The sequence below is a fragment of the Pseudomonas sp. GM74 genome (assembly GCF_000282455.1).
In the GTDB taxonomy this organism is placed as follows: domain Bacteria; phylum Pseudomonadota; class Gammaproteobacteria; order Pseudomonadales; family Pseudomonadaceae; genus Aquipseudomonas.
Map to the genome: position 1 here is coordinate 106708 of NZ_AKJG01000047.1, position 21506 is coordinate 128213.

The 21506-nt window shown below is 60.6% G+C and carries 19 protein-coding genes; 11 read left to right on the forward strand and 8 right to left on the reverse strand.

Annotated features, from left to right (window positions below):
* Positions 1 to 89: 89 nt before the first annotated feature.
* On the forward strand, positions 90 to 839 hold the full coding sequence (locus tag PMI34_RS17120; protein WP_032829563.1) for a sulfite exporter TauE/SafE family protein: 750 nt from the start codon (positions 90 to 92) through the stop codon (positions 837 to 839).
* Here PMI34_RS17120 and PMI34_RS17115 read toward each other — a convergent pair.
* The gene (locus tag PMI34_RS17115) at positions 829 to 1683 is read right to left on the reverse strand and encodes a LysR substrate-binding domain-containing protein (protein ID WP_008049075.1); all 855 of its coding nucleotides are present in this window, start codon (positions 1681 to 1683) and stop codon (positions 829 to 831) included. The genes PMI34_RS17120 and PMI34_RS17115 overlap by 11 nt on opposite strands.
* A gap of 95 nt (positions 1684 to 1778) precedes the next feature.
* Between PMI34_RS17115 and PMI34_RS17110 the strand changes: the two genes are divergently transcribed.
* Positions 1779 to 1994: a DUF1127 domain-containing protein gene (locus PMI34_RS17110; protein WP_008049076.1), complete on the forward strand. Its 216-nt coding sequence runs from the start codon at positions 1779 to 1781 to the stop codon at positions 1992 to 1994.
* A 64-nt stretch (positions 1995 to 2058) separates the two neighbouring features.
* On the forward strand, positions 2059 to 3288 hold the full coding sequence (locus PMI34_RS17105) for a winged helix-turn-helix domain-containing protein (RefSeq protein ID WP_008049077.1): 1230 nt from the start codon (positions 2059 to 2061) through the stop codon (positions 3286 to 3288).
* 118 nt (positions 3289 to 3406) lie between these two features.
* Here PMI34_RS17105 and PMI34_RS17100 read toward each other — a convergent pair whose 3' ends face one another.
* Positions 3407 to 4753 (reverse strand): class II 3-deoxy-7-phosphoheptulonate synthase, encoded by a 1347-nt coding sequence (locus tag PMI34_RS17100; protein WP_008049078.1) that lies wholly within the window; start codon positions 4751 to 4753, stop codon positions 3407 to 3409.
* A 150-nt stretch (positions 4754 to 4903) separates the two neighbouring features.
* Here PMI34_RS17100 and PMI34_RS17095 point away from each other — a divergent pair, with 150 nt between their 5' ends.
* Entirely contained in the window at positions 4904 to 5659 is a 756-nt protein-coding gene (locus PMI34_RS17095; RefSeq protein ID WP_008049079.1) for a spermidine synthase, read from the forward strand.
* Positions 5660 to 5788: 129 nt separating this feature from the next.
* On the opposite strand, the gene PMI34_RS17090 is transcribed toward PMI34_RS17095, so the two are convergent.
* Positions 5789 to 6580: a crotonase/enoyl-CoA hydratase family protein gene (locus PMI34_RS17090; RefSeq protein ID WP_008049080.1), complete on the reverse strand. Its 792-nt coding sequence runs from the start codon at positions 6578 to 6580 to the stop codon at positions 5789 to 5791.
* Between the two features lie 422 nt (positions 6581 to 7002).
* Between PMI34_RS17090 and PMI34_RS17085 the strand changes: the two genes are divergently transcribed.
* A complete protein-coding gene (locus PMI34_RS17085) occupies positions 7003 to 8676 on the forward strand; it encodes a DEAD/DEAH box helicase (RefSeq protein ID WP_007973525.1) in 1674 nt (557 codons plus the stop codon).
* A gap of 207 nt (positions 8677 to 8883) precedes the next feature.
* Here PMI34_RS17085 and PMI34_RS17080 read toward each other — a convergent pair whose 3' ends face one another.
* Positions 8884 to 9651 (reverse strand): DODA-type extradiol aromatic ring-opening family dioxygenase, encoded by a 768-nt coding sequence (locus PMI34_RS17080; protein WP_008049081.1) that lies wholly within the window; start codon positions 9649 to 9651, stop codon positions 8884 to 8886.
* 102 nt (positions 9652 to 9753) lie between these two features.
* Here PMI34_RS17080 and PMI34_RS17075 point away from each other — a divergent pair, with 102 nt between their 5' ends.
* Positions 9754 to 10410 (forward strand): thiopurine S-methyltransferase, encoded by a 657-nt coding sequence (locus PMI34_RS17075; RefSeq protein ID WP_008049082.1) that lies wholly within the window; start codon positions 9754 to 9756, stop codon positions 10408 to 10410.
* Positions 10411 to 10587: 177 nt separating this feature from the next.
* On the opposite strand, the gene htpX is transcribed toward PMI34_RS17075, so the two are convergent.
* Entirely contained in the window at positions 10588 to 11478 is an 891-nt protein-coding gene (gene htpX, locus PMI34_RS17070; RefSeq protein WP_007973520.1) for a protease HtpX, read from the reverse strand.
* A gap of 315 nt (positions 11479 to 11793) precedes the next feature.
* Positions 11794 to 13005 carry a pyridoxal phosphate-dependent aminotransferase gene (locus PMI34_RS17065; RefSeq protein WP_007973513.1) on the reverse strand — a complete coding sequence of 404 codons (1212 nt, stop codon included), beginning with the start codon at positions 13003 to 13005 and terminating at the stop codon, positions 11794 to 11796.
* A 226-nt stretch (positions 13006 to 13231) separates the two neighbouring features.
* Here PMI34_RS17065 and msrB point away from each other — a divergent pair, with 226 nt between their 5' ends.
* The 3 genes from msrB (at position 13232) to PMI34_RS17050 (ending at position 14673) form a co-directional block, all read left to right on the forward strand.
* On the forward strand, positions 13232 to 13627 hold the full coding sequence (gene msrB / locus PMI34_RS17060) for a peptide-methionine (R)-S-oxide reductase MsrB (protein WP_008049084.1): 396 nt from the start codon (positions 13232 to 13234) through the stop codon (positions 13625 to 13627).
* 102 nt (positions 13628 to 13729) lie between these two features.
* A complete protein-coding gene (locus PMI34_RS17055; protein ID WP_007983498.1) occupies positions 13730 to 14215 on the forward strand; it encodes a glutathione peroxidase in 486 nt (161 codons plus the stop codon).
* Positions 14212 to 14673 (forward strand): MarR family winged helix-turn-helix transcriptional regulator, encoded by a 462-nt coding sequence (locus tag PMI34_RS17050; protein WP_008049085.1) that lies wholly within the window; start codon positions 14212 to 14214, stop codon positions 14671 to 14673. The genes PMI34_RS17055 and PMI34_RS17050 overlap by 4 nt, the downstream gene beginning before the upstream one ends.
* On the opposite strand, the gene PMI34_RS17045 is transcribed toward PMI34_RS17050, so the two are convergent.
* Positions 14657 to 17020: a hybrid sensor histidine kinase/response regulator gene (locus PMI34_RS17045; protein ID WP_008049086.1), complete on the reverse strand. Its 2364-nt coding sequence runs from the start codon at positions 17018 to 17020 to the stop codon at positions 14657 to 14659. The genes PMI34_RS17050 and PMI34_RS17045 overlap by 17 nt on opposite strands.
* A 123-nt stretch (positions 17021 to 17143) precedes the next feature.
* Here PMI34_RS17045 and PMI34_RS17040 point away from each other — a divergent pair, with 123 nt between their 5' ends.
* On the forward strand, positions 17144 to 18034 hold the full coding sequence (locus PMI34_RS17040; RefSeq protein WP_008049087.1) for an ATP-binding protein: 891 nt from the start codon (positions 17144 to 17146) through the stop codon (positions 18032 to 18034).
* Positions 18031 to 18513 carry a GAF domain-containing protein gene (locus PMI34_RS17035; protein WP_008049089.1) on the forward strand — a complete coding sequence of 161 codons (483 nt, stop codon included), beginning with the start codon at positions 18031 to 18033 and terminating at the stop codon, positions 18511 to 18513. The genes PMI34_RS17040 and PMI34_RS17035 overlap by 4 nt, the downstream gene beginning before the upstream one ends.
* On the opposite strand, the gene PMI34_RS17030 is transcribed toward PMI34_RS17035, so the two are convergent.
* Positions 18514 to 21459, reverse strand: a complete 2946-nt coding sequence (locus PMI34_RS17030; protein WP_008049090.1) for an HD domain-containing phosphohydrolase — start codon at positions 21457 to 21459, stop codon at positions 18514 to 18516.
* Positions 21460 to 21506 lie beyond the last annotated feature (47 nt).

The window sequence follows — 21506 nt, forward strand, 5'->3', positions numbered from 1 at the left end:
TTTGGCACAGCCATTGTGCGTTGCTGTGCGTTTCCGTGCCAGAGTCAACTGCGTAGGATCAAAGGCCTGATGGCGACGGGGAAAATGTTGTGATCGAGTTCTTGATGTATCTGGTGTTCGGCGCTGCGTTGGGCACGCTCGGCGGGTTGTTTGGCATCGGCGGCGGCCTGATCGCCATTCCGCTGCTGGGCGTGCTGTTCGGGCTCGATCAGCAGATTGCCCAAGGCACCGCGCTGGTGATGGTGGTGCCGAACGTGATGCTGGCGCTGTGGCGCTATCATCAGCGCAACCGGATCGAACTGCGCCACGCGCTACCGCTGGCCATCATGGGGTTCTGCTTCGCCTGGCTCGGATCGATCTGGGCGGTGGGCATTGATGCGCAAACCATGCGCATAGGCTTTGTCGCGTTTCTAATCGCGCTGTCGGCGTACAACCTCGTTCGCATGTTCGCCGCCAGCGCTGCGCCGGCTGCGCAGATGAACTATTCATGGCCCTGGCTGGGCTTGCTTGGCGCGGCATCCGGCACGATGGGCGGGTTGTTCGGCGTGGGGGGCGCGGTGGTGGCGACGCCGGTGCTGACCAGTCTGTTCGGCACCAGTCAGGTGGTTGCGCAGGGGCTGTCGTTGGCGCTGGCCTTGCCGAGTACGGGGGTGACGCTGGTGACTTACGCCGTGCACCATCAGGTCAGTTGGGTGATCGGCTTACCCTTGGCGGTCGGCGGGTTGATGAGCATCAGTTGGGGCGTGAAGGTTGCCCACGCATTGCCGGAGCGGATGCTGCGCGGGCTGTTTTGCGGGTTCCTGGTGTTCTGTGCAGTGATGCTCGCCTTCAAGGTTTGAAGCCCTCGACGATGTGCTCGGCCAGGCACTCGGTGATCGGCGACGGGTTATGCAGGTTGCGCACGAGCATGATGCTGGCCTCGGGCAGCAGCGGCAGGTCCTCGGCCTCACCGAGGATGCGCATGTCCGCGGTGATCAGGCTTTCAAGCTGCGCCGTAACCGCCAGGCCGGCGCTGACCACGGCCATGATCGCCGACAGGCTGTCGCTGTTGTACGCCACCCGGTAATCGCGCCCCTGGGCATCAAGGGCGTTGCAGGCCCACTGGCGGCAGAAGCAATCACTGTTGAACATCGCCAGCGGCAACGGCGTCTGCTCGTGGGCGCTGTAGCATTGCGCCTCGGCCCAGACAAAACGTTCCTTGCGCAACAACTGGCCGATTTCGCTGCCCGGTTCGCGGGTGACGATGGACAGGTCCAGGTCCTGGCGCATCAGCAGCTGTTTTGATGATTCGCAGTGCACTTCTATCTGAATCAGCGGGTAAGACTGGGCAAACCGGCGCAGAATTCCCGGGAGGAACCGCATTACATAATCGTCCGGCGTGCCGATGCGCACGGTGCCGACCATGTCGGGCTCACGCAAGGTATTGAAGACCTCACTGTGCAGCTTGAGGATCCGCCGCGCATAGCCGAGCAGCACCTGGCCTTCGGCCGTCAGCCGCACCTGCCGCCCGTCGCGCTGGAACAACTGGCGCTGCAGCACATCTTCTTCCAGGCGCTTCATCTGCATGCTGACGGCTGACTGGGTGCGGTTGACCATTTCGCCGGCGCGGGTAAAGCCGCCCTGATCGGCGATGGCGACGAAGGTGCGCAACACTTCGGTATCGATACTCGGGTAGGCGGACATCCATCAATCTCCGAGATATGTGACATCAGAAACATTCGTTGGATTGATCTTAGACCCGGCGCGAGACTGGAGCCATCCAAACGGAGGGCAACAAGATGAAAGGTCAACACGAGTTCCAAGGATCAGAAAAACACTCGATTCACGTGATATCCGATCTACTGCACAAGGTCGGCCGCTGGTACGAACTGCATCGCGAGCGCGAATTGCTGGCGAGCTTGAGCGACGAAGCACTCAAGGACATCGGCATGAGCCGTGCGGATGTGGAGAACGAGTCGATCAAACCGTTCTGGAATGACCCGATGCATAAATGATGAATGCCACGCTACACAAACCCCTTACCGGTGAGGTAGGTTGCGAGCAGACAAGGAGACGCCCATGCCCGCAACGTTGTCCTTTACCCTCAAACAGGCTCGGCGTCTGGCGCTGGCCGCCCAAGGGTTCAATGGGCGGTCGCCGCCAGCGACGATCAAGGTTGTTGCGCTCAATCGCCTGATCGAGCGTCTGGGCGCTCTGCAGATCGACTCGGTCAATGCAGTGGTGCGTTCGCACTACCTTCCGCTGTTTTCCCGCATTGGCAATTACTCCTCCGATTTGCTCGACCAGGCTGCCTGGAGTCAGGGCCGGCGCCGTACGTTGTTCGAATATTGGGGTCATGAAGCCTCGTTGTTGCCACTTTCCATGTACCCGTTGATGCGTTGGCGCATGCAGCGTGCGAGCCGTGGCGAAGACATTTATCAGCAATTGGCGCGCTTTGGCCGTGAGCAGCAAGACACCATTCGCCGGGTGCTGGCTTCGGTCGAGGAGCAGGGCGCGTTGGGTGCCGGAAGTCTGTCGACCCGTCAGGAGCGTGCCGGGCCCTGGTGGGACTGGAGTGCGGAAAAGCATGCGCTGGAATGGTTGTTCGCTGCCGGTGAAGTGACTGTGGCCGGCCGGCGGGGATTCGAAAGGCTCTACGATCTGCCGGAGCGGGTGATTCCTTCGGCGGTGCTTGCGAACCCCATTCTGAGTGAAAACGAGGCCCAGCGCGGCCTGTTGCGGCATGCGGCAACGGCCTTGGGGGTTGGTACGGAGAAGGACTTGCGTGACTATTTCCGCTTGAACCCCGCGGACAGTCGTCCGCGTTTGGCCGAGTTGGTCGAGGCCGGGGAGTTGCTGACCTGCGAAGTCCAGGGCTGGCGGCAACCGGCCTATTGTCTGCCCGAGCCAAAAGTGCCGCGCAAAGTCGCCGCCAGTGCATTGCTCTCGCCGTTCGATTCGCTGATCTGGGAGCGCAGCCGGACCGAGCGGCTGTTTGATTTCCGCTATCGGCTGGAGATCTACACGCCGCAGGACAAACGGGTGTACGGCTATTACGTCCTGCCGTTTTTGCACAACGAACGGATTGCCGCGCGGGTGGATTTGCGCGCGGAACGGGCGGCGGGCCGTTTGGCAGTGCATGCGGTGCATGAAGAGGACGCGGGGCTGGATGAAGAGGGAATGCTGGCGTTGGCAGTCAATCTGCGGCAGATGGCGGATTGGCTGGGGCTGGCGCAGGTTCGGCTCAATTGCCCGCGGGCGAGTGCGGCAAGGTTGAGGGTGGCATTGGCACAAATTGGCGGTGACTGAGCCGGCCTCTTCGCGGGCAAGCCCGCTCCCACATTGGTTCTGTGTCGTTCACAAATCAAGTGTGGGAGCGGGCTTGCCCGCGAAGGCGGACTATCAGGCAGCAAAAAAGGTTACTGGCTCAGCGCCGAACCTGCTTCAGCGTTTCCGCAATCAAGAACGCCAGTTCCAGCGACTGATCGGCATTCATCCGCGGATCGCAATGGGTGTGGTAGCGATCCGACAAGCCGTCCTCGGTAATCGGCCGCGCACCACCGATGCACTCGGTCACGTTCTGCCCGGTCATTTCGATGTGAATGCCACCGGCATAACTGCCTTCGGCCTGGTGCACCTGGAAGAACTGCTTCACCTCGCCAAGGATCTGCGCGAAGTCGCGGGTCTTGTAGCCGCTGCTGGCCTTGATGGTGTTGCCGTGCATCGGGTCGCAACTCCACAGCACCTGCTTGCCTTCGCGCTGGACGGCGCGGATAAGCTGCGGCAAGTGATCGCCGACCTTGTTCGCGCCCATCCGCGCGATCAGGTTCAGGCGACCCGGATCGTTCTGCGGGTTGAGCACATCGATCAAGCGAATCAGGTCGTCGGGGTTCATGCTCGGGCCGACCTTGACCCCGATCGGGTTGTTCACCCCGCGCAGGAATTCGACGTGGGCGCCGTCGAGCTGGCGGGTGCGGTCGCCGATCCACAGCATGTGGGCCGAGCAGTCGTAGTAGTCGTTGGTCAGGCTGTCGCGACGCACGAAGGCTTCCTCGTAGTTCAGCAGCAGCGCTTCGTGGGCGGTGAAGAAGCTGGTTTCGCGCAGCTGCGGCGAGCTGTCCATGCCGCAGGCCCGCATGAACGCCAGGGTTTCATCGATGCGGTCGGCCAGGTGGCTGTATTTTTCCGCCAGTGCCGAGTTGGCGATGAAGTCCAGGTTCCACTTGTGTACCTGATGCAGATCGGCAAAACCGCCTTGGGCGAATGCGCGCAACAGGTTCAGGGTGGCGGTGGACTGGTGGTAGGACTGCAGCAGGCGTTCCGGGTCCGGCACGCGGCTTTTTTCGTCGAAACCGATGCCGTTGACGATGTCGCCACGGTAGGCGGGCAGGGTCACGCCATCGATGGTTTCGTCGTTGGCCGAACGCGGTTTGGCGAATTGCCCGGCCATGCGCCCGACCTTGACCACCGGGCAGCCGGCGGCAAAGGTCATCACGATCGCCATCTGCAACAGCACCTTGAAGGTGTCGCGGATTTTCGCTGCGGAGAACTCGGCGAAGCTTTCGGCGCAGTCGCCACCCTGTAACAGAAACGCGCGGCCCTGGGTCACCTCGGCAAACTGACGGCGCAACTCCCGGGCTTCGCCGGCAAACACCAGCGGCGGATAGCTGGCCAGGGTCTGCTCGACCTGCTGCAAATGCGCGGCGTCGGGGTATCGGGGTTGTTGCTGGATCGGCAGGGCGCGCCAGCTGTCAGGGCTCCAGGGTTGGCTCATCACGGTCTCTAGTGTTTTCGCTCGGACGTCCATGTTATCAGCAAATTAGTGCGTGACCTGTTCCCGTCGCATCGCTGACAATCTCGCCTTTGCCGCTCTCTACACGCGGTGTTATTGCGTTGCCGGCCCCGGTGACGGTCAGGAGATGAAATGACTGAGGAGCGCGTCGAGCATCTGCTCGCCGAGGTACAGGACGAGTTCGGCGTAATTCGTGTGCTGGAAGTGGCCGATTACCGTTTTCTCGAGTTCGGTGATGCCATCGAGCAAAGCTGCGTGTTCACGGCCGATCCGAGCTGGCTCGAGTACGACTACACCCGGGCGATGCTGATCGGCGCGCTTTGCCACGAGCAACCGGAAAGTGCGCTGTTTCTCGGCCTCGGCGCCGGGACGCTGACCCAGGCCTGCCTCAAGTTCCTGCCGCTGGAAGATGTCGAAGCCATCGAACTACGCCCGGATGTACCGCGCCTGGCCATCGAGTACCTGGGGCTGGATGACGATCCGCGCCTGTACATCCGCGTTGGCGATGCGCTGGAGCTGCTGGACACCGCCGAATCGGCGGACCTGATTTTCGTCGACCTTTATACCGATGTCGGTCCGGGTGTCGGTCATCTGGCCTGGAGTTTTCTGGAAAACTGCCAGAAGCGATTGAATCCGGGAGGCTGGCTGGTCATCAATCAGTGGGCTACCGACGATGGAAAACCCTTGGGCGCCGCCTTGTTGCGCGGTTTGTATCACCGACATTACTGGGAGCTGCCGGTGAAGGAGGGCAACGTGATTCTGATCGTGCCGTCGGAGCTGGACCAGGAACTGGACATGGACGGCCTGATTGCCCGCGCCGAAACGCTGGCGCCACGGTTGGGGTATTCGCTGGATTCGTTGATCAAGTGCATTCGCCCGGCTACCTGATTAATTGATTGTCTGGACTGGCCCCTTCGCGGGCAAGTCGGATCGCCGCACCGCCGCTCCCACAGGTTTGCGCAAACACCTGTGGGAGCGGGCTTGCCCGCGAAGGGGCCTTCAAAGCCACCGCAAAAGCTAAAGCCCTTTGAAGACCCCCGGCCGCCGCTCCACCATCGACCGCACGCCTTCCTTGACGTCCTCGCTAGCCATCAACTTCTTGACCAGCAGCGGCAACGCCTGTGCCGCCGCGGTTTCCCCTTCATACCGGGCCTGTCGCGCAGACATCAGCGTAGCCTGCACCCCAAGCGGTGCCTGGCGGGCAATCCGTTCGGCCAGTTCAATCGCCCGGGGCAGTAGATCCTCGCTGGCCATGACTTCCTGCACCAGGCCCAGGTGCAAGGCATCACGGGCATCGAATTCATCACCGGTCAATAACCAGCGCATGGCGTTACCCCAACCGGATACTTGATGCAGGCGCAGGGTGGCGCCGCCGAACGGGAAGAGCCCGCGTTGCACTTCCATCTGCGCGAACCGGGTGTTGCTGGCGCACAGGTTGATGTCGGCGGCCAGCATCAATTCGATGCCGATGGTCAGGCAGTAGCCTTGGGCGGCGACGATCACCGGTTTGCTGACCCTGGGACCTGCGAACACCCCCCACGGATCACAGCCACCGGGCGGAACCTGCCAGCCATCTGCCAGTGTGACGCTGGCATTGACCAGGTCGAGCCCGGCGGTGAAGTGCTCGCCATGAGCGAACACCACCGCCACCCGCGCCTCGCTGTCGGCTTCGAACTCGCCATAGGCCAGGCTCAATGCGTTGAGCAGGTCGAGATCGAAGGCGTTGCGCTTGGCCACCCGATCCAGACCGATCAGGAACACATGGCCATGTCGTTCGCGGCTGACTCGACTGGAGCTGGGCTGATTCATGGAGCGGTCCTCGGGGTGGGAAAGGCGTGCCAGACCGGCGGTCTGCACGGCAAAGGGTGAACCGTTTTAGCGCCATCACCCGCAAGGCCGGGCCTTTGAAAAATAGACGGCTGACCGATTATTCGCAAAGCCTGTTACACAACGGTGTATTCGGTGGGTTTCCGATAAAAAAAGCTCCCTTTTTGGGCGAATTCCGGTATAGTGCGCGCCGGCCTTTAACCGGGCCGCGTTTAGGTAGCGCAATTCCCCGAAGCCAGCTTCGGCTGCACGTCCGCCCAGCGGACTCTTCCTTGACGATTCTTTTCATTCATTCGTTTTCGCAAATCCCCGCCGACAAAGCTGCCAGGGCGACTCTTGAGTCTCAACACGGCATGTGCAGCTTTGGAGCATGGGTCTTTGCGGATGCACTTAGAGGCAGACCCATGACCCAGGAAATCGGCGGCTTCGCCGCTCTTGAACTTCATCCAAATATTGTCGCTGCAGTAGTCGCTACCGGCTATGAAGAGCCTTCGGCCATTCAGCAGCAGTCGATCCCGATCATTCTCGCCGGTCACGATATGATTGGTCAGGCGCAAACCGGTACCGGTAAAACCGCTGCCTTTGCCCTGCCAATTCTGCACCGCATTGATCCGTCCAAGCGCGAGCCGCAAGCTCTGATCCTGGCCCCAACTCGTGAGTTGGCGCTACAAGTTGCAACCGCTTTCGAAACCTACGCCAAGCAAATGCCGGGCGTAACTGTTGTGGCTGTCTACGGCGGCGCGCCGATGGGCCCACAATTGAAAGCAATCCGTAATGGCGCACAAATCGTTGTCGCCACTCCGGGCCGTCTGTGCGACCACCTGCGTCGCGACGAAAAAGTACTGGCGACCGTGAACCACCTAGTTCTCGACGAAGCCGACGAAATGCTCAAGCTGGGCTTCATGGACGACCTGGAAGTCATCTTCAAGGCCATGCCGGAAACCCGTCAGACCGTACTGTTCTCGGCAACCTTGCCTCAATCGATCCGTGCCATCGCCGAACGCCACCTGCGCGATCCGAAGCACGTCAAGATTCAGAGCAAGACCCAGACCGTTACCGCGATCGAGCAGGCTCACCTGCTGGTTCACGCTGACCAGAAGACTTCGGCCGTTCTCAGCTTGCTGGAAGTGGAAGATTTCGACGCCCTGATCATGTTCGTGCGCACCAAGCAAGCGACCCTGGATCTGGCCAGTGCCCTGGAAGCCAAAGGCTACAAAGCCGCTGCGCTGAACGGTGACATCGCCCAGAACCAGCGTGAGCGCGTGATCGACTCCCTCAAGGATGGCCGCCTGGACATCGTTGTGGCGACCGACGTTGCCGCTCGTGGCCTGGACGTTCCGCGCATCACTCACGTGTTCAACGTCGACATGCCGTACGATCCAGAGTCCTACGTTCACCGTATCGGCCGTACCGGCCGTGCCGGTCGCGAAGGCCGTGCGTTGCTGCTGGTGACTCCGCGTGAGCGCCGCATGCTGCAAGTGATCGAGCGTGTAACCGGTCAAAAGGTTGCTGAAGTTCGCCTGCCGGACGCTCAAGCCGTTCTGGATGCGCGCATCAAGAAACTGACCAACAGCCTGTCGCCGCTGGTGGCCGAGGCCGAATCGACTCACGGTGATCTGCTCGATCGCCTGACCGCCGACATCGGTTGCAGCCCGCGTGCCCTGGCCGCAGCCCTGCTGCGCAAGGCAACCAACGGTCAAGCGCTGAACCTGGCCGCTATCGAGAAAGAACGTCCACTGGTGCCGAACAATGCACCGCGTGGCGATCGTCCAGAGCGTTCCGGTGATCGTCCTGAGCGTGGCGACCGCGAGCGTCGTGCTCCGATGCCACTGGGCGAAGGCCGTGCACGTTGCCGTACCGCGCTGGGCGCGCGTGATGGTATCGCCGCCAAGAACCTGCTGGGCGCCATCCTCAACGAAGGTGGTCTGGCGCGTGAAGCGATCGGTCGCATCCAGGTGCGTGACAGCTTCAGCCTCGTCGAGCTGCCGGAAGATGGTCTTGAGAAGTTGCTGACCAAGCTGAAGGACACTCGCGTTGCCGGTAAGCAGTTGAAGCTGCGTCGCTACCGCGAAGATTGATCCGCTCTCGGGCTGATTGATCGAACATGAAAAATCCCCGACTGGTTCGGGGATTTTTTATGCCTGCTGATTTGTGGTCGGCCATGGATTTGTGTCGCCGCCCTTCGCGAGCAAGCCCGCTCCCACAGACGACCGCTTTACTTCAGAAAGAATGCGATCAAATGTGGGAGCGGGCTTGCTCGCGAAGGCCGTGACGCGGTCTGGCTGTCAGCCGAATCGATAGATGTCCATCCCCAGTGCGCCCATGGTGAATCCCTGGTGGGCAACCCCGAACTGCCCACCGGCAGCGCGGGCAAAGTACAGCGGCAACAAGTGTTCGTCGCTGGGATGGTTACGTACGGCATTCGGTGCTTGTGCGCGATAGTCGTGCAGCGCGGCCTCGTCGTTCGCTGCGAGTTTCTCGATCATCCAGTCCCGAAATGCCAGGGCCCAGGGCTCAACGCTCTCGGGGCCGGCATGCCAGTCCAGTTCCCGCAGGTTGTGAGTGATGCTGCCGGAGCCGATCAGCAGCACGCCATGCTCACGCAGGCTGGCCAGCGCGTGGCCAACGCGGGTCTGCAAGGCGGGGCCGCCACGGGTGGGCAGCGAAACCTGGACAATCGGGATATCTGCCTGGGGGTACATCAGCGATAACGGCACCCAGACGCCATGGTCGAAAGGCCGATTGCTGTCGATACGCGCAGGCAAGCCCGCGGTTTTCAATAACTCGGCAACCTCTGTGGCGAGTCGTGGATCGCCGGGTGCCGGGTATTCGACCTCGAAAAGGGCCTTGGGGAAGCCGCCGAAGTCATGCCAGGTTTCCGGTTGTGGACTGCCGCTGACCAGCAGCTCATTGCTTTCCCAGTGTGCGGAAACAATCACGATGGCTTTGGGCTTGGGTATCTCGGCGGCCAGGCGGGCGAGTGCCGGCCCGCTGGCACCGGGTTCCAGGGCGAGCATGGGGGAGCCGTGGGATATGTACAGGCTGGGGAACATGAATGAGCTCCTGAGAGTTAAGATGCAACATCTTCAGTCAGATCATTAATCTAAATCTAATATAAGTTTTAGAGTGTTTTGATCGAATTTTCGGGGTTATTTATGCAGCCTGAGTTTTGGCACAAAAAGTGGGCGGCGAACCAGATCGGCTTTCACCTGCCGCAGGTGAACCCTCATCTGAAGCGGTTCTGGCCAGCGTTAAGCCTTGAAGAAGGCGCACGCGTGTTGGTGCCGCTATGTGGAAAAAGCCTGGATTTGCTCTGGCTCGCCCATCAAGGCCATGAGGTCCTGGGAGTCGAACTGTCGGAAAAAGCCGTCGAGGAGTTTTTCAGCGAACATGGCTTTGATCCGGCCGTCAGCGAGCAGGGACCTTTCAAGGTCTATCGGGCAGGTTCCATTGAGCTTTGGTGCGGCGATTTCTTCGAGCTGACGGCCGGCGATGTTGCCGATTGCTCCGCGCTTTATGATCGCGCGGCGTTGATCGCGTTGCCGGCGGAAATGCGAGAGCGCTATGCCGCCCATTTGAAGCGGATTCTGCCGAGGGAGTCCCTTGGCCTGCTGATTACCCTGGACTATGACCAGGAGCAAATGCCCGGTCCGCCGTTTGCTGTGCTCGATGATGAGGTGCGGCGGTTGTTCGGGGACTCATGGGCGCTGAAGATCCTGGAAGATCAGGACGTGTTGAGCGAGAGCGGGAAGTTTCTGGAGGCAGGGGTCACGCGGCTTGAGGAGCGGGTGTATCGGGTTTCCAGTCAGTAATTACTTGTTAGTCCAGGCCTCTTCGCGGGCAAGCCCGCTCCCACAATGATCTGTGGCGTTCATAGATCCTGTGGGAGCGGGCTTGCCCGCGAAGGGGCCCTGAAAAGCACTGAAGCTTTTGAACAGACAAAAAAAGGCCCGCATCGCTGCGGGCCTTTTGCTTTGCTGTGGCGTGTATCAGCCCCGACGACGAGCCAGAGCGTCGATACGCTCTTCCAGCGGCGGGTGGCTCATGAACATGCGAGCGAACCCTTGCTTGATGCCACCGTTGATGCCGAAGGCGTTCAGGGTGTCGGGCATGTGCACCGGCAGACCTTGTTCCGCCCGCAGGCGTTGCAGGGCGCCGATCATCGCGGCGGTGCCGGCCAGGTTTGCACCGGCTTCGTCGGCACGGAATTCGCGCTTGCGCGAGAACCACATGACGATGGCGCTGGCGAGGATGCCCAGAACCAGTTCGGCGAAGATGGTTGCCACGTAGTAGGCAATGCCCTGGCCTTCTTCGTTCTTGAAGATCACCTTGTCGACGAAATTGCCGATGATCCGTGCGAAGAACATCACGAAGGTGTTCACCACGCCCTGGATCAACGCCAGGGTAACCATGTCGCCATTGGCTACGTGGCCGATTTCGTGGGCCAGGACGGCTTTCACTTCATCCGGCGAGAAGCGCTCGAGCAAGCCCTGGCTGACCGCGACCAATGCGTCGTTCTTGTTCCAGCCGGTGGCGAAGGCGTTCGCCTCGTAGGCCGGAAAGATACCGACTTCGGGCATCTTGATCCCGGCTTCGCGGGACAGTTGCTCGACGGTTTGCAGCAGCCATTGCTCGTGACGGGTGCGTGGCTGGGTGATGATCTGGGTGCTGGTGCTCATCTTCGCCATCCACTTGGAGATGAACAGCGAGAACAGGGAACCGGCGAAACCAAAGACCGCACAGAAGATCAGCAGCTGATTGAGGTTGAGATCAACCCCATTGGCCGCCATGAACCCGTTGAAGCCGAAAAGGCTCAGGGTGATGCTGGCAATCAGCACGACCGCCAGGTTAGTGGCCAAGAACAGCAGGATGCGCATCATGGTTGTAGGTATCTCCTCATGCTAAAGATGTAGCGTACTGCGGGGTATATAAGGTGCGGCACCGGGGTATTCAACCGGGTGACTATTTCAAACTGTGTCCTACGGCAACAGTCTAGCTGCTTGCAGGGCATTTCCGACAAGTATGCGGGAAGTGTTTGTCAGTCAATTCGTGTCGGAGGCCCCGCCTTTGTTAGGCGCGAGCAGGCAAGGCACTGACCGGCAGCGACAAAGCGACTGCCAGTGGCGCAATGCAAACAAATGTTGCCGGATGAATGACCGTGCGACCTGCGGGAAGGTCGCACGGTGACAGATCGCTTACTGGCGGTAGGACTTGAGGAAGCCACCGATGCGTCCGATGGCCATTTCCAGGTCATCGACACGGGGCAGGGTCACGACGCGGAAGTGGTCTGGCCATGGCCAGTTGAACGCGGTGCCTTGAACCACCAGCAGTTTCTCGGAGAGCAGCAGGTCGAGGACGAACTTTTCGTCGTTGTGGATCGGGCAGACCTTGGGATCGATCCGTGGGAATGCATACAGCGCGCCCATCGGCTTGACGCAGCTTACGCCCGGAATGTCGTTGAGCAACTCCCAGGTGCGATTGCGTTGTTCCAACAGTCGGCCCTGGGGCAGAACCAGGTCATTGATGCTCTGATAACCACCCAGGGCGGTCTGGATCGCGTGCTGGCTCGGCACGTTGGCGCACAGGCGCATGTTCGCCAGCATGTCGATGCCTTCGATGTAGCTCTGGGCGTGGTGTTTCGGGCCGGAAATGGCGATCCAGCCGGAACGGAAACCGGCCACGCGATAGGACTTGGACAGACCGTTGAAGGTCAGGCACAGCAGGTCCGGCGCCAGGGAGGCGGTGCAGATGTGTACGGCATCGTCGTAGAGGATCTTGTCGTAGATCTCGTCGGAGAACACCACCAGATTGTGCTGGCGGGCCAGTTCCAGCATGCCCAGCAGCACTTCCTTCGAATACACCGCACCGGTCGGGTTGTTCGGGTTGATGATCACCAGGGCCTTGGTGTTCGGGGTGATCTTGGCCTTGATGTCGGCCAGGTCCGGCCACCAGTTGGCTTGCTCGTCGCACAGGTAATGCACCGGATTGCCGCCGGACAGGCTCACGGCTGCGGTCCACAACGGATAGTCCGGTGCTGGCACCAGTACTTCGTCGCCATTGTTGAGCAGGGCCTGCATCGACATCACGATCAGTTCGGAAACGCCATTGCCCAGGTAGATGTCTTCAATGCCGACGCCTTCCACCTGCTTTTGCTGGTAGTACTGCATGACGGCCTTGCGCGCACTGAACAGGCCCTTGGAATCGCTGTAGCCCTGGGCGGTCGGCAGGTTGCGGATCACGTCCTGGAGGATTTCATCCGGTGCTTCGAAACCAAAGGGCGCCGGGTTGCCGATGTTCAGCTTGAGGATGCGATGGCCTTCCTCTTCCAGGCGCTTGGCGTGCTTGAGCACCGGGCCGCGAATGTCGTAGCAGACGTTGGCGAGCTTGTTCGATTTGCTGACCTGCATGGCGATGTGTTCCCGAAAATGAACGATCCAGACGGCGTTTGGGCAACCGTGCTGGGAATCCTGCGTATTCACACAGGCCTGACGCCTTGAGATGCAGCACCCATATTTCCGTTTGAATGCGCGTGGTCTGGCTGCCAGACTGGCGTTTGACGAGGCGCAATCATACGTGCCGCCCGATCCGTGGAAAAGGTACAGATCGGGCTTTTTCAGCCGCTGAGGTGTGATGATGGAAAAGTTGGAAAAAACCCTGGAAGAATGGAAGGCGATGCTCGACCCGGAGCAGTACAACGTGTGCCGCCTCAAAGGCACCGAACGTCCGTTTTCCGGCAAATACAACGCCACCAAGACCGACGGTATCTACCACTGCATCTGCTGTAGCGAGCCACTGTTCGACTCCACGACCAAGTTCGATTCCGGCTGCGGCTGGCCGAGTTTCTACGCGCCGATCGGCGACAGCGCCATGACCGAAATCCGCGATGTCAGTCATGGCATGATCCGCACCGAAGTGGTCTGCGCCAAATGCGATGCGCATCTTGGCCACGTGTTCCCCGACGGCCCGCCCCCGACGGGCCTGCGCTATTGCATCAATTCGGTGTGCCTGGACCTGGTACCCCGCGAGTAAGTCCCCGAAGCGATCCGATGATCGCTTTCCCGATATTTAAATTGTACACAATTCAATTGCTCGCTATTTTGTTTGTACTTCCATTCACTCGGAAACTCAAATATGAGCGACAACCTGCTGAGCATCCCTTGCACCACGATCAAGGGTGAACAAAAGACCCTGGCGGATTTCGCCGGCAAGGCCGTGCTGGTGGTCAACACGGCCAGCAAGTGCGGTTTCACTCCGCAGTACAAGGGCCTGGAAGAGCTGTGGCAGACCTATAAGGACCAGGGCCTGGTGGTGCTCGGCTTTCCCTGCAACCAGTTCGGCAAGCAAGAGCCGGGTAACGAAGGGGCGATCTCCGAGTTCTGCGAGCTGAACTTCGGAGTCAGCTTCCCGCTGTTCAAAAAGATCGAGGTCAATGGTGCCGACGCCCATCCGCTGTTCGTGCAACTGAAAAAACGCGCACCGGGTGTGCTGGGTTCCCAGGGCATCAAGTGGAACTTCACCAAGTTCCTGATTGGCAAGGACGGGCAACTGGTCAAGCGCTTCGCTCCGGCGACCAAGCCGCAGGACCTGACCCGCGAGATCGAAGCCCTGCTCAAATGAACACCTTGTCAATCGATTCGCTGAAGCTCGACAGCCAGCTGTGTTTCAAGCTGTACGCGGCTTCCCGGGCGGTGATTCGCGCCTACAAGCCAATGCTCGACCAGTTGGGCCTGACTTACCCTCAGTACCTGGCGATGCTGGTGCTGTGGGAGTGGCAGGAAGCGGCCCCGGAGCAGCCGACCGTCAAGGCGCTGGGCGAACGTCTGGCCCTGGATTCCGGCACGCTGACACCCTTGCTCAAGCGCCTGGAACAACTGCAACTGGTGCAGCGTCAGCGTTCGGCGCGCGATGAGCGTGAAGTGCACATGAGCCTGTCGCCAGCCGGCACGGCCTTGCGCGATCAGGTCGGGCCACTCAAGGCGCGCCTGTTGTGCGACAGCGGGGTCGATCTGAATCGTCTCAACGACTTGCGCGATGGCCTCGATCACCTGTTGGGGCAGATCAAGGCACTGTCGTAGCGGGGATCCACAAATCCAGCAGGGCGGCCAGTTCTTCGCGCCGGAAGGGTTTGGCCAGATAGTCGCTCATGCCCGCGGCACGACAGCGTTCGCGTTCCTCCGACATGGCGTTGGCCGTCAGGGCGACGATGGGCAGTTGAGGCCAGCGTCCGCTGCGGCGGATTTGCCGGCTGGCTTCATAGCCGTCCATCACCGGCATGTTGCAGTCCATCAGCACCAGGTCGAATTCCCGTTGCTCGAGCTGGTCCAGGGCCTCGCCACCATGAGCCGCGGTGGTGACCTCGCAGCCGAGTTTGCCGAGCATGCCCTTGGCCACCAACTGGTTGACCGGATTATCTTCCACCAACAGCACGCGCCCTCGGCGTTGCGGGCATTGCGTGTCGAGCCGGGTCTCGTTGACCGGGTGGGTTTGCGGTTGCAGGATCCGCCGCAACGTCTGAAGCAGCATATTGCGGGCCAAGGGGCGGGCCTGTTGTTGCAGGGGGGCGAGGGCGTTGACCTCTTCGCCGGGCATGAAGTTGCCATACGCGGTAATCAGCAGGATCGGCGCGCTGAGGGTGGGGCGCAAATTGAACAGGCATTCTGGGCAGTCGGTGATGAGCACGTCGGCGGTCAGGCCAAGCAGTGGGTCATCCATGGAACGCCGTTCATAGTCCAGCCCCCAGACAGGCAACTGGCTGTTCAACAGTTCCCCCAGCCCGCTGCTGGCGGCCGTGATGGCAATGACTTTGCCCTTGAGCGAAACAGCAGGCATTGAACGGGTATGACTGGGCAATGGCAAGTCCGCGCAGAACTGGCTGCCAAACCCCGCCTCGGAGCTGATGGTCAGGCGCCCCTGCATGGCTTCGCAAAGGTTGTAGGTCAGGGCCAGGCCCAGCCCGGTGCCGCCAAATTGGCGGGTAATACCGGCGCCGGCCTGGGTGAAAGGCTGGAGGATCTTGACCTGGGCATCCTGAGGAATGCCGATGCCGGTGTCGCACACTTCGATCCTGACGCCGTCGCCGAACGTCGACAGGCGCACGTCGACCCGCCCGAAACGGGTGAACTTGAGGGCGTTGGACAGCAGGTTACTGACGATCTGCCGCACCCGGGTCGGATCGCCGAGCACCAGTGCCGGGAAATACGGATCGATCAGGCAGGTCAGTTCGACGCTGGGGGCGGCGTTCTGCGACAACAGGTTGGCGGTGTCTTCGATCAGCGAGCCCAGGTCGAAGGGGATGTGTTCAAGTTCGAGTTGACCGGCATCGAACTTCGACAAATCGAGAATATCGTTGAGCAATTCCACCAGCACTTTGCCCGAGTCATGGGCGATCGACAGTTGCTGCTGTTGTTCGGCATTGAGCGGTCCGTCGAGGGACAGAGCGATCATCCCGAGCAAGCCATTGAGGGGCGTGCGGATTTCATGGCTCATGTTGGCCAGGAACACCGAGCGGGCTTCGGCCATGTCCAGTGCTGTGCGGCGCGCGACTTCCAGTTCCTCGTTGGATTGGCTCAGCCGGTCGTTGATCGCCTTGAGTTCGGCCGTGCGGGCCGAAACGATGTTTTCCAGTTGGCCGAGATATTCGGTCAGGCGGTTTTCCGCGTTGCGCCGCTGCTGGATTTCGGTGGCGATGTTCTTGAATTGCTGGTTGGCAGCCTTGACCAGCACACCGATCTCATCATTGGCGTGTCCGGAGGGACACACCAGTGAAGTCGGCTCGGTGCTGCTCGGGTCGCGACCGCTGAGTTCACGGATGACCCGCACCAGGGGTTTGGTCAGCATCACATAGAACAGTGCCAGCAGGATGCCGGACAGCAGCAGGCTGCGGGCGAATCCATTGAGCAGGGTCACTTCGGCCCGGCGCAGGAACCGGTCACCGAAGGCGTAAGTGTCGACGTTCAGCCGCAGCGTACCCAGGGATTCGCTGGGTAGATGATCCAGGTAAAGCCGGTCTTCGAACTGTCGGCTGGCGCCGAACAGGAAGTCACTGAGCATCCGGTAACCGTTTTCCACACCGGGTCGCTTGACGTTGGCCAGCACGGTGCCGTTGTTATCGATCAGTTTCGCGCTAGTGATCGCCGGCGATCGCAGCAAACCCAAGGTCAGTTCCTTGGCGAGTTCGGCGTCGATGTTGTAGGCGATTCGCGAGGCCGGGTTGTGGCTGATTTCCAGCAATGAAAGGATTTCACGATTGATGGAGGCGTCTTCACTGGCATAATCGATGCCTATTTGCAGCAGGCTGAGCAGCGTGCCCAGAATGAAACCGACCAGCACGGTAAGCCGGGCTTGCTTGAATGACAGCCGGTTGGTGAATTTGATGTCCATGGGGGGGTGAACCACTTCCGTTTCCTTTCGCTGCTCAAGCATAGTCGATCATGCCTGCCTGCTGATGTTCTCGCGAGGCCTGTACTGCTGGGGCCGCCGCTTGTGTGACGCTGTGTTTCGTCGCTGTATCACCATCATTACTGTGAACGAGCCCGAGGAGAAGTCGTGGATTCCCGATTGAATGCTTTTCTTGAACGCGCCGATGCCGTTCTGGCCCGTATCGAGCCGTTGCTGCCGGCCCCCCGGCCAGCCATCGACTGGACGCAATGCCTGGCCGCGCGCTGGCAGCGTGAGTCACGCGGCGGTTTTCTGATGCCGCTGGAGGTCAGCCTCGACATGCGTTTGTCGGACCTGATCGGCGTCGACCGGCAAGTCGGGCAGCTTGGACGCAATACCCAACAGTTCCTCGACGGCATGCCGGCCAACCATGCCTTGCTCTGGGGGTCGCGCGGTACCGGCAAGTCGTCGCTGGTGCGCGCCTTGCTGGCTGAGCACGCTCAAGCCGGTTTGCGCTTGATCGAGATTGAACGTGATCACCTGGCAGACCTGCCGCGGGTGGTCGAGCAGATCGGCAAACTGCCCCAGCGTTTCGTGCTGTTTTGCGATGACCTTTCGTTCGAGTCGGGCGAGGGTGATTACCGAGTGCTCAAGAGCGTCCTTGATGGCTCGCTGGAACAGGCGCCGGACAACGTTTTGCTGTACGCCACCTCCAACCGTCGACACCTGGTGCCGGAAAAGGAAAGTGACAACGAAAACTGGAAGCGGGTCGACGGCGAACTGCATCCGAGCGAGGCGGTGGAAGACAAGATCGCGCTGTCGGATCGCTTCGGCCTGTGGCTGTCGTTCTATCCGTTTACCCAGGAACACTTCCTCGACGTCGTCGAACACTGGATCGGCCAGTTGGCCGGCAAGGCCGGACTGGCCTGGCAGCGCACCGAGGAGCTGGACATCCTGGCGGTACGCTGGGCCACCGGCCGAGGTAATCGCAATGGGCGTTGCGCCTATCAATTTGCCCGTTATTGGGTCGGGCTGAAACTGTTGGAGCACAAGGCATGATCGATTTGCAGAAGAGCGGCAAGGGCCTCGAAGGCTACGGCATGTTGCACGCACAGCTTGAGTCCTTGTTGGCTGACGAGCGGGATTTCATCGCCAATGCCGCACAGTTCTCGGCGTTTCTTTTCAACCAGCTCGATGATTTGAATTGGGCCGGTTTCTACCTCAACCGTCATGAAGAACTGGTGTTGGGCCCGTTTCAGGGGCAGATCGCTTGTGTACGGATTCCGTTCGGCCGTGGCGTTTGCGGGGCGGCGGCAGCTACCTTGCAGACTCAACGAGTCGAAGATGTGCATGCGTTCCCCGGTCACATTGCCTGCGACAGCGCCTCGAACAGCGAACTGGTGGTGCCGCTGGTCAAGGACGGCCGATTGATCGGTGTGCTCGACCTCGACAGTCCGAAACTCGCGCGTTTCACCGCGCGGGACCAGGCCGGAATCGAACAGCTGGCAGCGATTTTCCTGCGCCTGACCGACTGCTGATCAAGACGCCAGGCCGGCCTTGGCCAGTAGACCCGAGGCGTCCACCGCATCGACCTGCCCGGGGTCGAGGAAGCGCCTGGCGTACTGCAGATAGATCTGTGTCTTGATGAACAGCCCGAATAGCTCCGGGTCGATGTGGGCATCACGGCACATGATCGCCATGATGCCCAGCGCCTCGCTCAAGGTCTTGGCTTTTTTGTAGGGGCGGTCGGCGGCCGTCAAGGCTTCGAAGATATCGGCAATCGCCATCATCCGCGCCGGCAGGCTCATTTCCTCTCGCTTCAAGCGTTTCGGATAACCACTGCCGTCCATTTTTTCGTGGTGCCCGCCGGCTATTTCCGCGACGCTGCGCAAGTGCTCGGGGAACGGCAGATGGTTGAGCATCAGAATCGTCTGAACGATGTGGTTATTGATGACATAACGCTCCTCGCTCGTCAGGGTGCCCCGGACAATGCTCAGGTTGTACAGTTCGCCCCGGTTGTATTTGTGGGGCGGAACGTCGAGTTTGAAGCCCAGGGGATTGTCTTGTGGTATCACTTCGTTTTCGCTGCGCTCGAACAGGTGTTCGGGTTTGTCCGCCAGTAAGGGTTCGCTGACTGGCAGGGTGGGGGTGGGCGTTCGGGCCTGACGCCGGTTTTCTTCCCAGGACACGCCCAGCCGGTCATCCAGGGTCCGGGTCCAGGTGCGTTCAGCCAGACTGCGCAGGCGTTGCAGGTCAGCGTCGGCCATGGCTTCGCCGCCGAGATTGCAACGGGCCACGAAGGCGAAATCATCATCCAGCCCTGCCAGGCTGGCATTGCGCAGTTCCGCCAGCGCTTGCTCGTCGCCGCCCAGGGCGATGGCCTGCCAGTAGCTGATCCAGGCATCGCGCTTTAGTACCTCGAATCGGGTACGAATTTCGTGGATGCGATCGGTCAGGGTTTCCAGTTTCGTGGCTTTGTCGACGACGTATTCCGGCGTGGTGACCTTGCCGCAATCGTGCAGCCAAGCGGCGATGTGCAGTGCCTCCCATTCATCTTCGGTCGGCTGATAGGCGCTGAAGGCGGGCTCCTGGCTGTCTGCCGCCGCCCGGGCAAGCATCAGGGTCAGTTCCGGTACGCGCTGGCAATGGCCGCCGGTGTAGGGGCTTTTGGCGTCGATGGCGCCGGCCAGCAGTTGAATGAAGGCGTCCAGCAGCTGTTTTTGCCGGGCCTGCAGGCGCTGGCTCTCGATGCACACGGCAGCCGCGCCGGACACCGCCTGGAGAAACGCAATGCGGTCCGGCCGCAGGTTGTCCAGATCGCTCTGCTCGCCGCTGTCGGCCAACAGCAATACCAGCAGACCCACGGTTTCGTTGTGGCGATTGTGCAGGCGGATCCCGATCAGATGGACCCGAGGACTTTCCAGGGCGAGCAGTATTTTCTGCAGATCACCCGCCTGCTCGAAACCCAGGTTGCTGACGACAGTGTCGACGTTGGCCAATTGGTGCAGCCATGGGGGGCTTTGCGGATTCTTGAGCGAGTGTCCGCGGATGTCGAAGGCTTGCAGGTTTTCGGTGGTGTTATTGATGACCAGTCCGTGGGGTTCCATGTGCTCGCCATCACCTTCACGCAAATAGATGAGGCCGGCCTGGGCTTGACCGATTTTCACGGTTTCAAACAACACCCGTTCCAGCAGCGGGGCGAAACGGGTTTCGGCGCTGAGGCTGTCTGTGATCTGGAAGAAGCTCGCCAGGGTGTCTTTCATCCGTGCCATCGACACACTCAACTGGTCGACTTCGAGCACCGGCGAGCGACGGGAAAGCGGAAAATTGAAATCGAAACTGCGAATCGCATCGGCCTCCTGCACCAGGGCGCGCAAGGGTTTGACCAGGATTCTTGACGTCAGCCAACCCAGCGGCACGCACAACAGCAAGGTTGCCAGGGTAATGATCGCACCTTGCCAGCGCATCCGGTACGCGTCGACGAGCAACTCGTCTTCCGGTACCAGCAGCGCCAGTTGCAGGCCTTGGGGGCCGCCTTCCTGCATGCTGCTACGGGCCACGATCCACTGCCGGCCGTTGGCGTTCAGGCGATTGCCCTGAGGGGAACCGTTGAGCAACGCACCCAGGGTGGGGCTCAGGTCCGCCGCCTTGATCAGGCGGGAAGTCTGATCATCGATGATCAGCCTGCGGCTGTCGGGATAGGCAATGGCATTGCCTTCGGCATCGAACAGCACGATTTCGGTATTGGGGGTCACGACGTGCTTGGCCAGGGTCGCGCTGAGTTCGGCCAGGGTCAGGTCAGCGGCCAGGATTGCCTTGTCGCCGCTGCGTCGTGCCAGTGTCGTGCCGATGTCGTGGGTGGAAAAGAAGATATAGGGTTCGGTGGTGACCTGGTCATTCTCGCCGCGGGCGCTGGTATACCAGGCACGATTGCGTGGATCGTACGTGTCGTTCAGTTTGTCCTGACGGCTGACAAGCGCCAGGTTCCGATCAAAAAACAACGACTGGGAGTGGGCCTGGCCGTTGCTGTCATGCTCGATGCTCCAGACCTGGTAAACCGCCGTGTCCGGGGCCTTGACCAGGGTTTTGACCTCAGGGGTACGCAGCGGGCGGACCATGAAAAAGTCACCATTGTCGTAGCCCAGGTACAGCGAAGCCAGGTTGGGGTTGTCTTCGAGTGACTGGCTGAACGGTTCGAGCAGTGCCAGGCGTTGGTCCAGATCAGGGGAACGGCCCGCCGGATTGAGTGCCAGCAGGCTCAACAGATGGCGAATGGGGTCATAGGTCGCGTGCAGGTCCAGCCGGACATCCTGCTCAATGCGGTTGAAGAGTTTTTCGCTGCTGGACAAGATGATCTGTGTGGTTTGCCCGTAGTTGAAAAGCCCCAGTACCGCCCCGGTCAGCAACAATAAAAAGGTGAACATCACGCTGATATGGACATGCAGCGGAAACCGGCGTGGATCCGTGCGCAGTGGGTCAGGCATAGCGGGTTTCTCCAACATGGTCAACACACTGCCGAGGGACCAAGCAT

Bases quoted from the DNA above. Each gene is read 5' to 3' on its own strand.
- PMI34_RS17110 (WP_008049076.1), top strand. From the start codon at position 1,779: ATGAAAGGTCAACACGAGTTCCAAGGATCAGAAAAACACTCGATTCAC.
- PMI34_RS17090 (WP_008049080.1), bottom strand. From the start codon at position 6,580: ATGAATCAGCCCAGCTCCAGTCGAGTCAGCCGCGAACGACATGGCCAT.
- PMI34_RS17105 (WP_008049077.1), top strand. From the start codon at position 2,059: ATGCCCGCAACGTTGTCCTTTACCCTCAAACAGGCTCGGCGTCTGGCG.
- PMI34_RS17035 (WP_008049089.1), top strand. From the start codon at position 18,031: ATGATCGATTTGCAGAAGAGCGGCAAGGGCCTCGAAGGCTACGGCATG.
- htpX (WP_007973520.1), bottom strand. From the start codon at position 11,478: ATGATGCGCATCCTGCTGTTCTTGGCCACTAACCTGGCGGTCGTGCTG.
- msrB (WP_008049084.1), top strand. From the start codon at position 13,232: ATGGAAAAGTTGGAAAAAACCCTGGAAGAATGGAAGGCGATGCTCGAC.
- PMI34_RS17055 (WP_007983498.1), top strand. From the start codon at position 13,730: ATGAGCGACAACCTGCTGAGCATCCCTTGCACCACGATCAAGGGTGAA.
- PMI34_RS17075 (WP_008049082.1), top strand. From the start codon at position 9,754: ATGCAGCCTGAGTTTTGGCACAAAAAGTGGGCGGCGAACCAGATCGGC.
- PMI34_RS17050 (WP_008049085.1), top strand. From the start codon at position 14,212: ATGAACACCTTGTCAATCGATTCGCTGAAGCTCGACAGCCAGCTGTGT.
- PMI34_RS17100 (WP_008049078.1), bottom strand. From the start codon at position 4,753: ATGAGCCAACCCTGGAGCCCTGACAGCTGGCGCGCCCTGCCGATCCAG.
- PMI34_RS17095 (WP_008049079.1), top strand. From the start codon at position 4,904: ATGACTGAGGAGCGCGTCGAGCATCTGCTCGCCGAGGTACAGGACGAG.
- PMI34_RS17045 (WP_008049086.1), bottom strand. From the start codon at position 17,020: ATGCTTGAGCAGCGAAAGGAAACGGAAGTGGTTCACCCCCCCATGGAC.
- PMI34_RS17080 (WP_008049081.1), bottom strand. From the start codon at position 9,651: ATGTTCCCCAGCCTGTACATATCCCACGGCTCCCCCATGCTCGCCCTG.
- PMI34_RS17065 (WP_007973513.1), bottom strand. From the start codon at position 13,005: ATGCAGGTCAGCAAATCGAACAAGCTCGCCAACGTCTGCTACGACATT.
- PMI34_RS17115 (WP_008049075.1), bottom strand. From the start codon at position 1,683: ATGTCCGCCTACCCGAGTATCGATACCGAAGTGTTGCGCACCTTCGTC.
- PMI34_RS17030 (WP_008049090.1), bottom strand. From the start codon at position 21,459: ATGCCTGACCCACTGCGCACGGATCCACGCCGGTTTCCGCTGCATGTC.
- PMI34_RS17085 (WP_007973525.1), top strand. From the start codon at position 7,003: ATGACCCAGGAAATCGGCGGCTTCGCCGCTCTTGAACTTCATCCAAAT.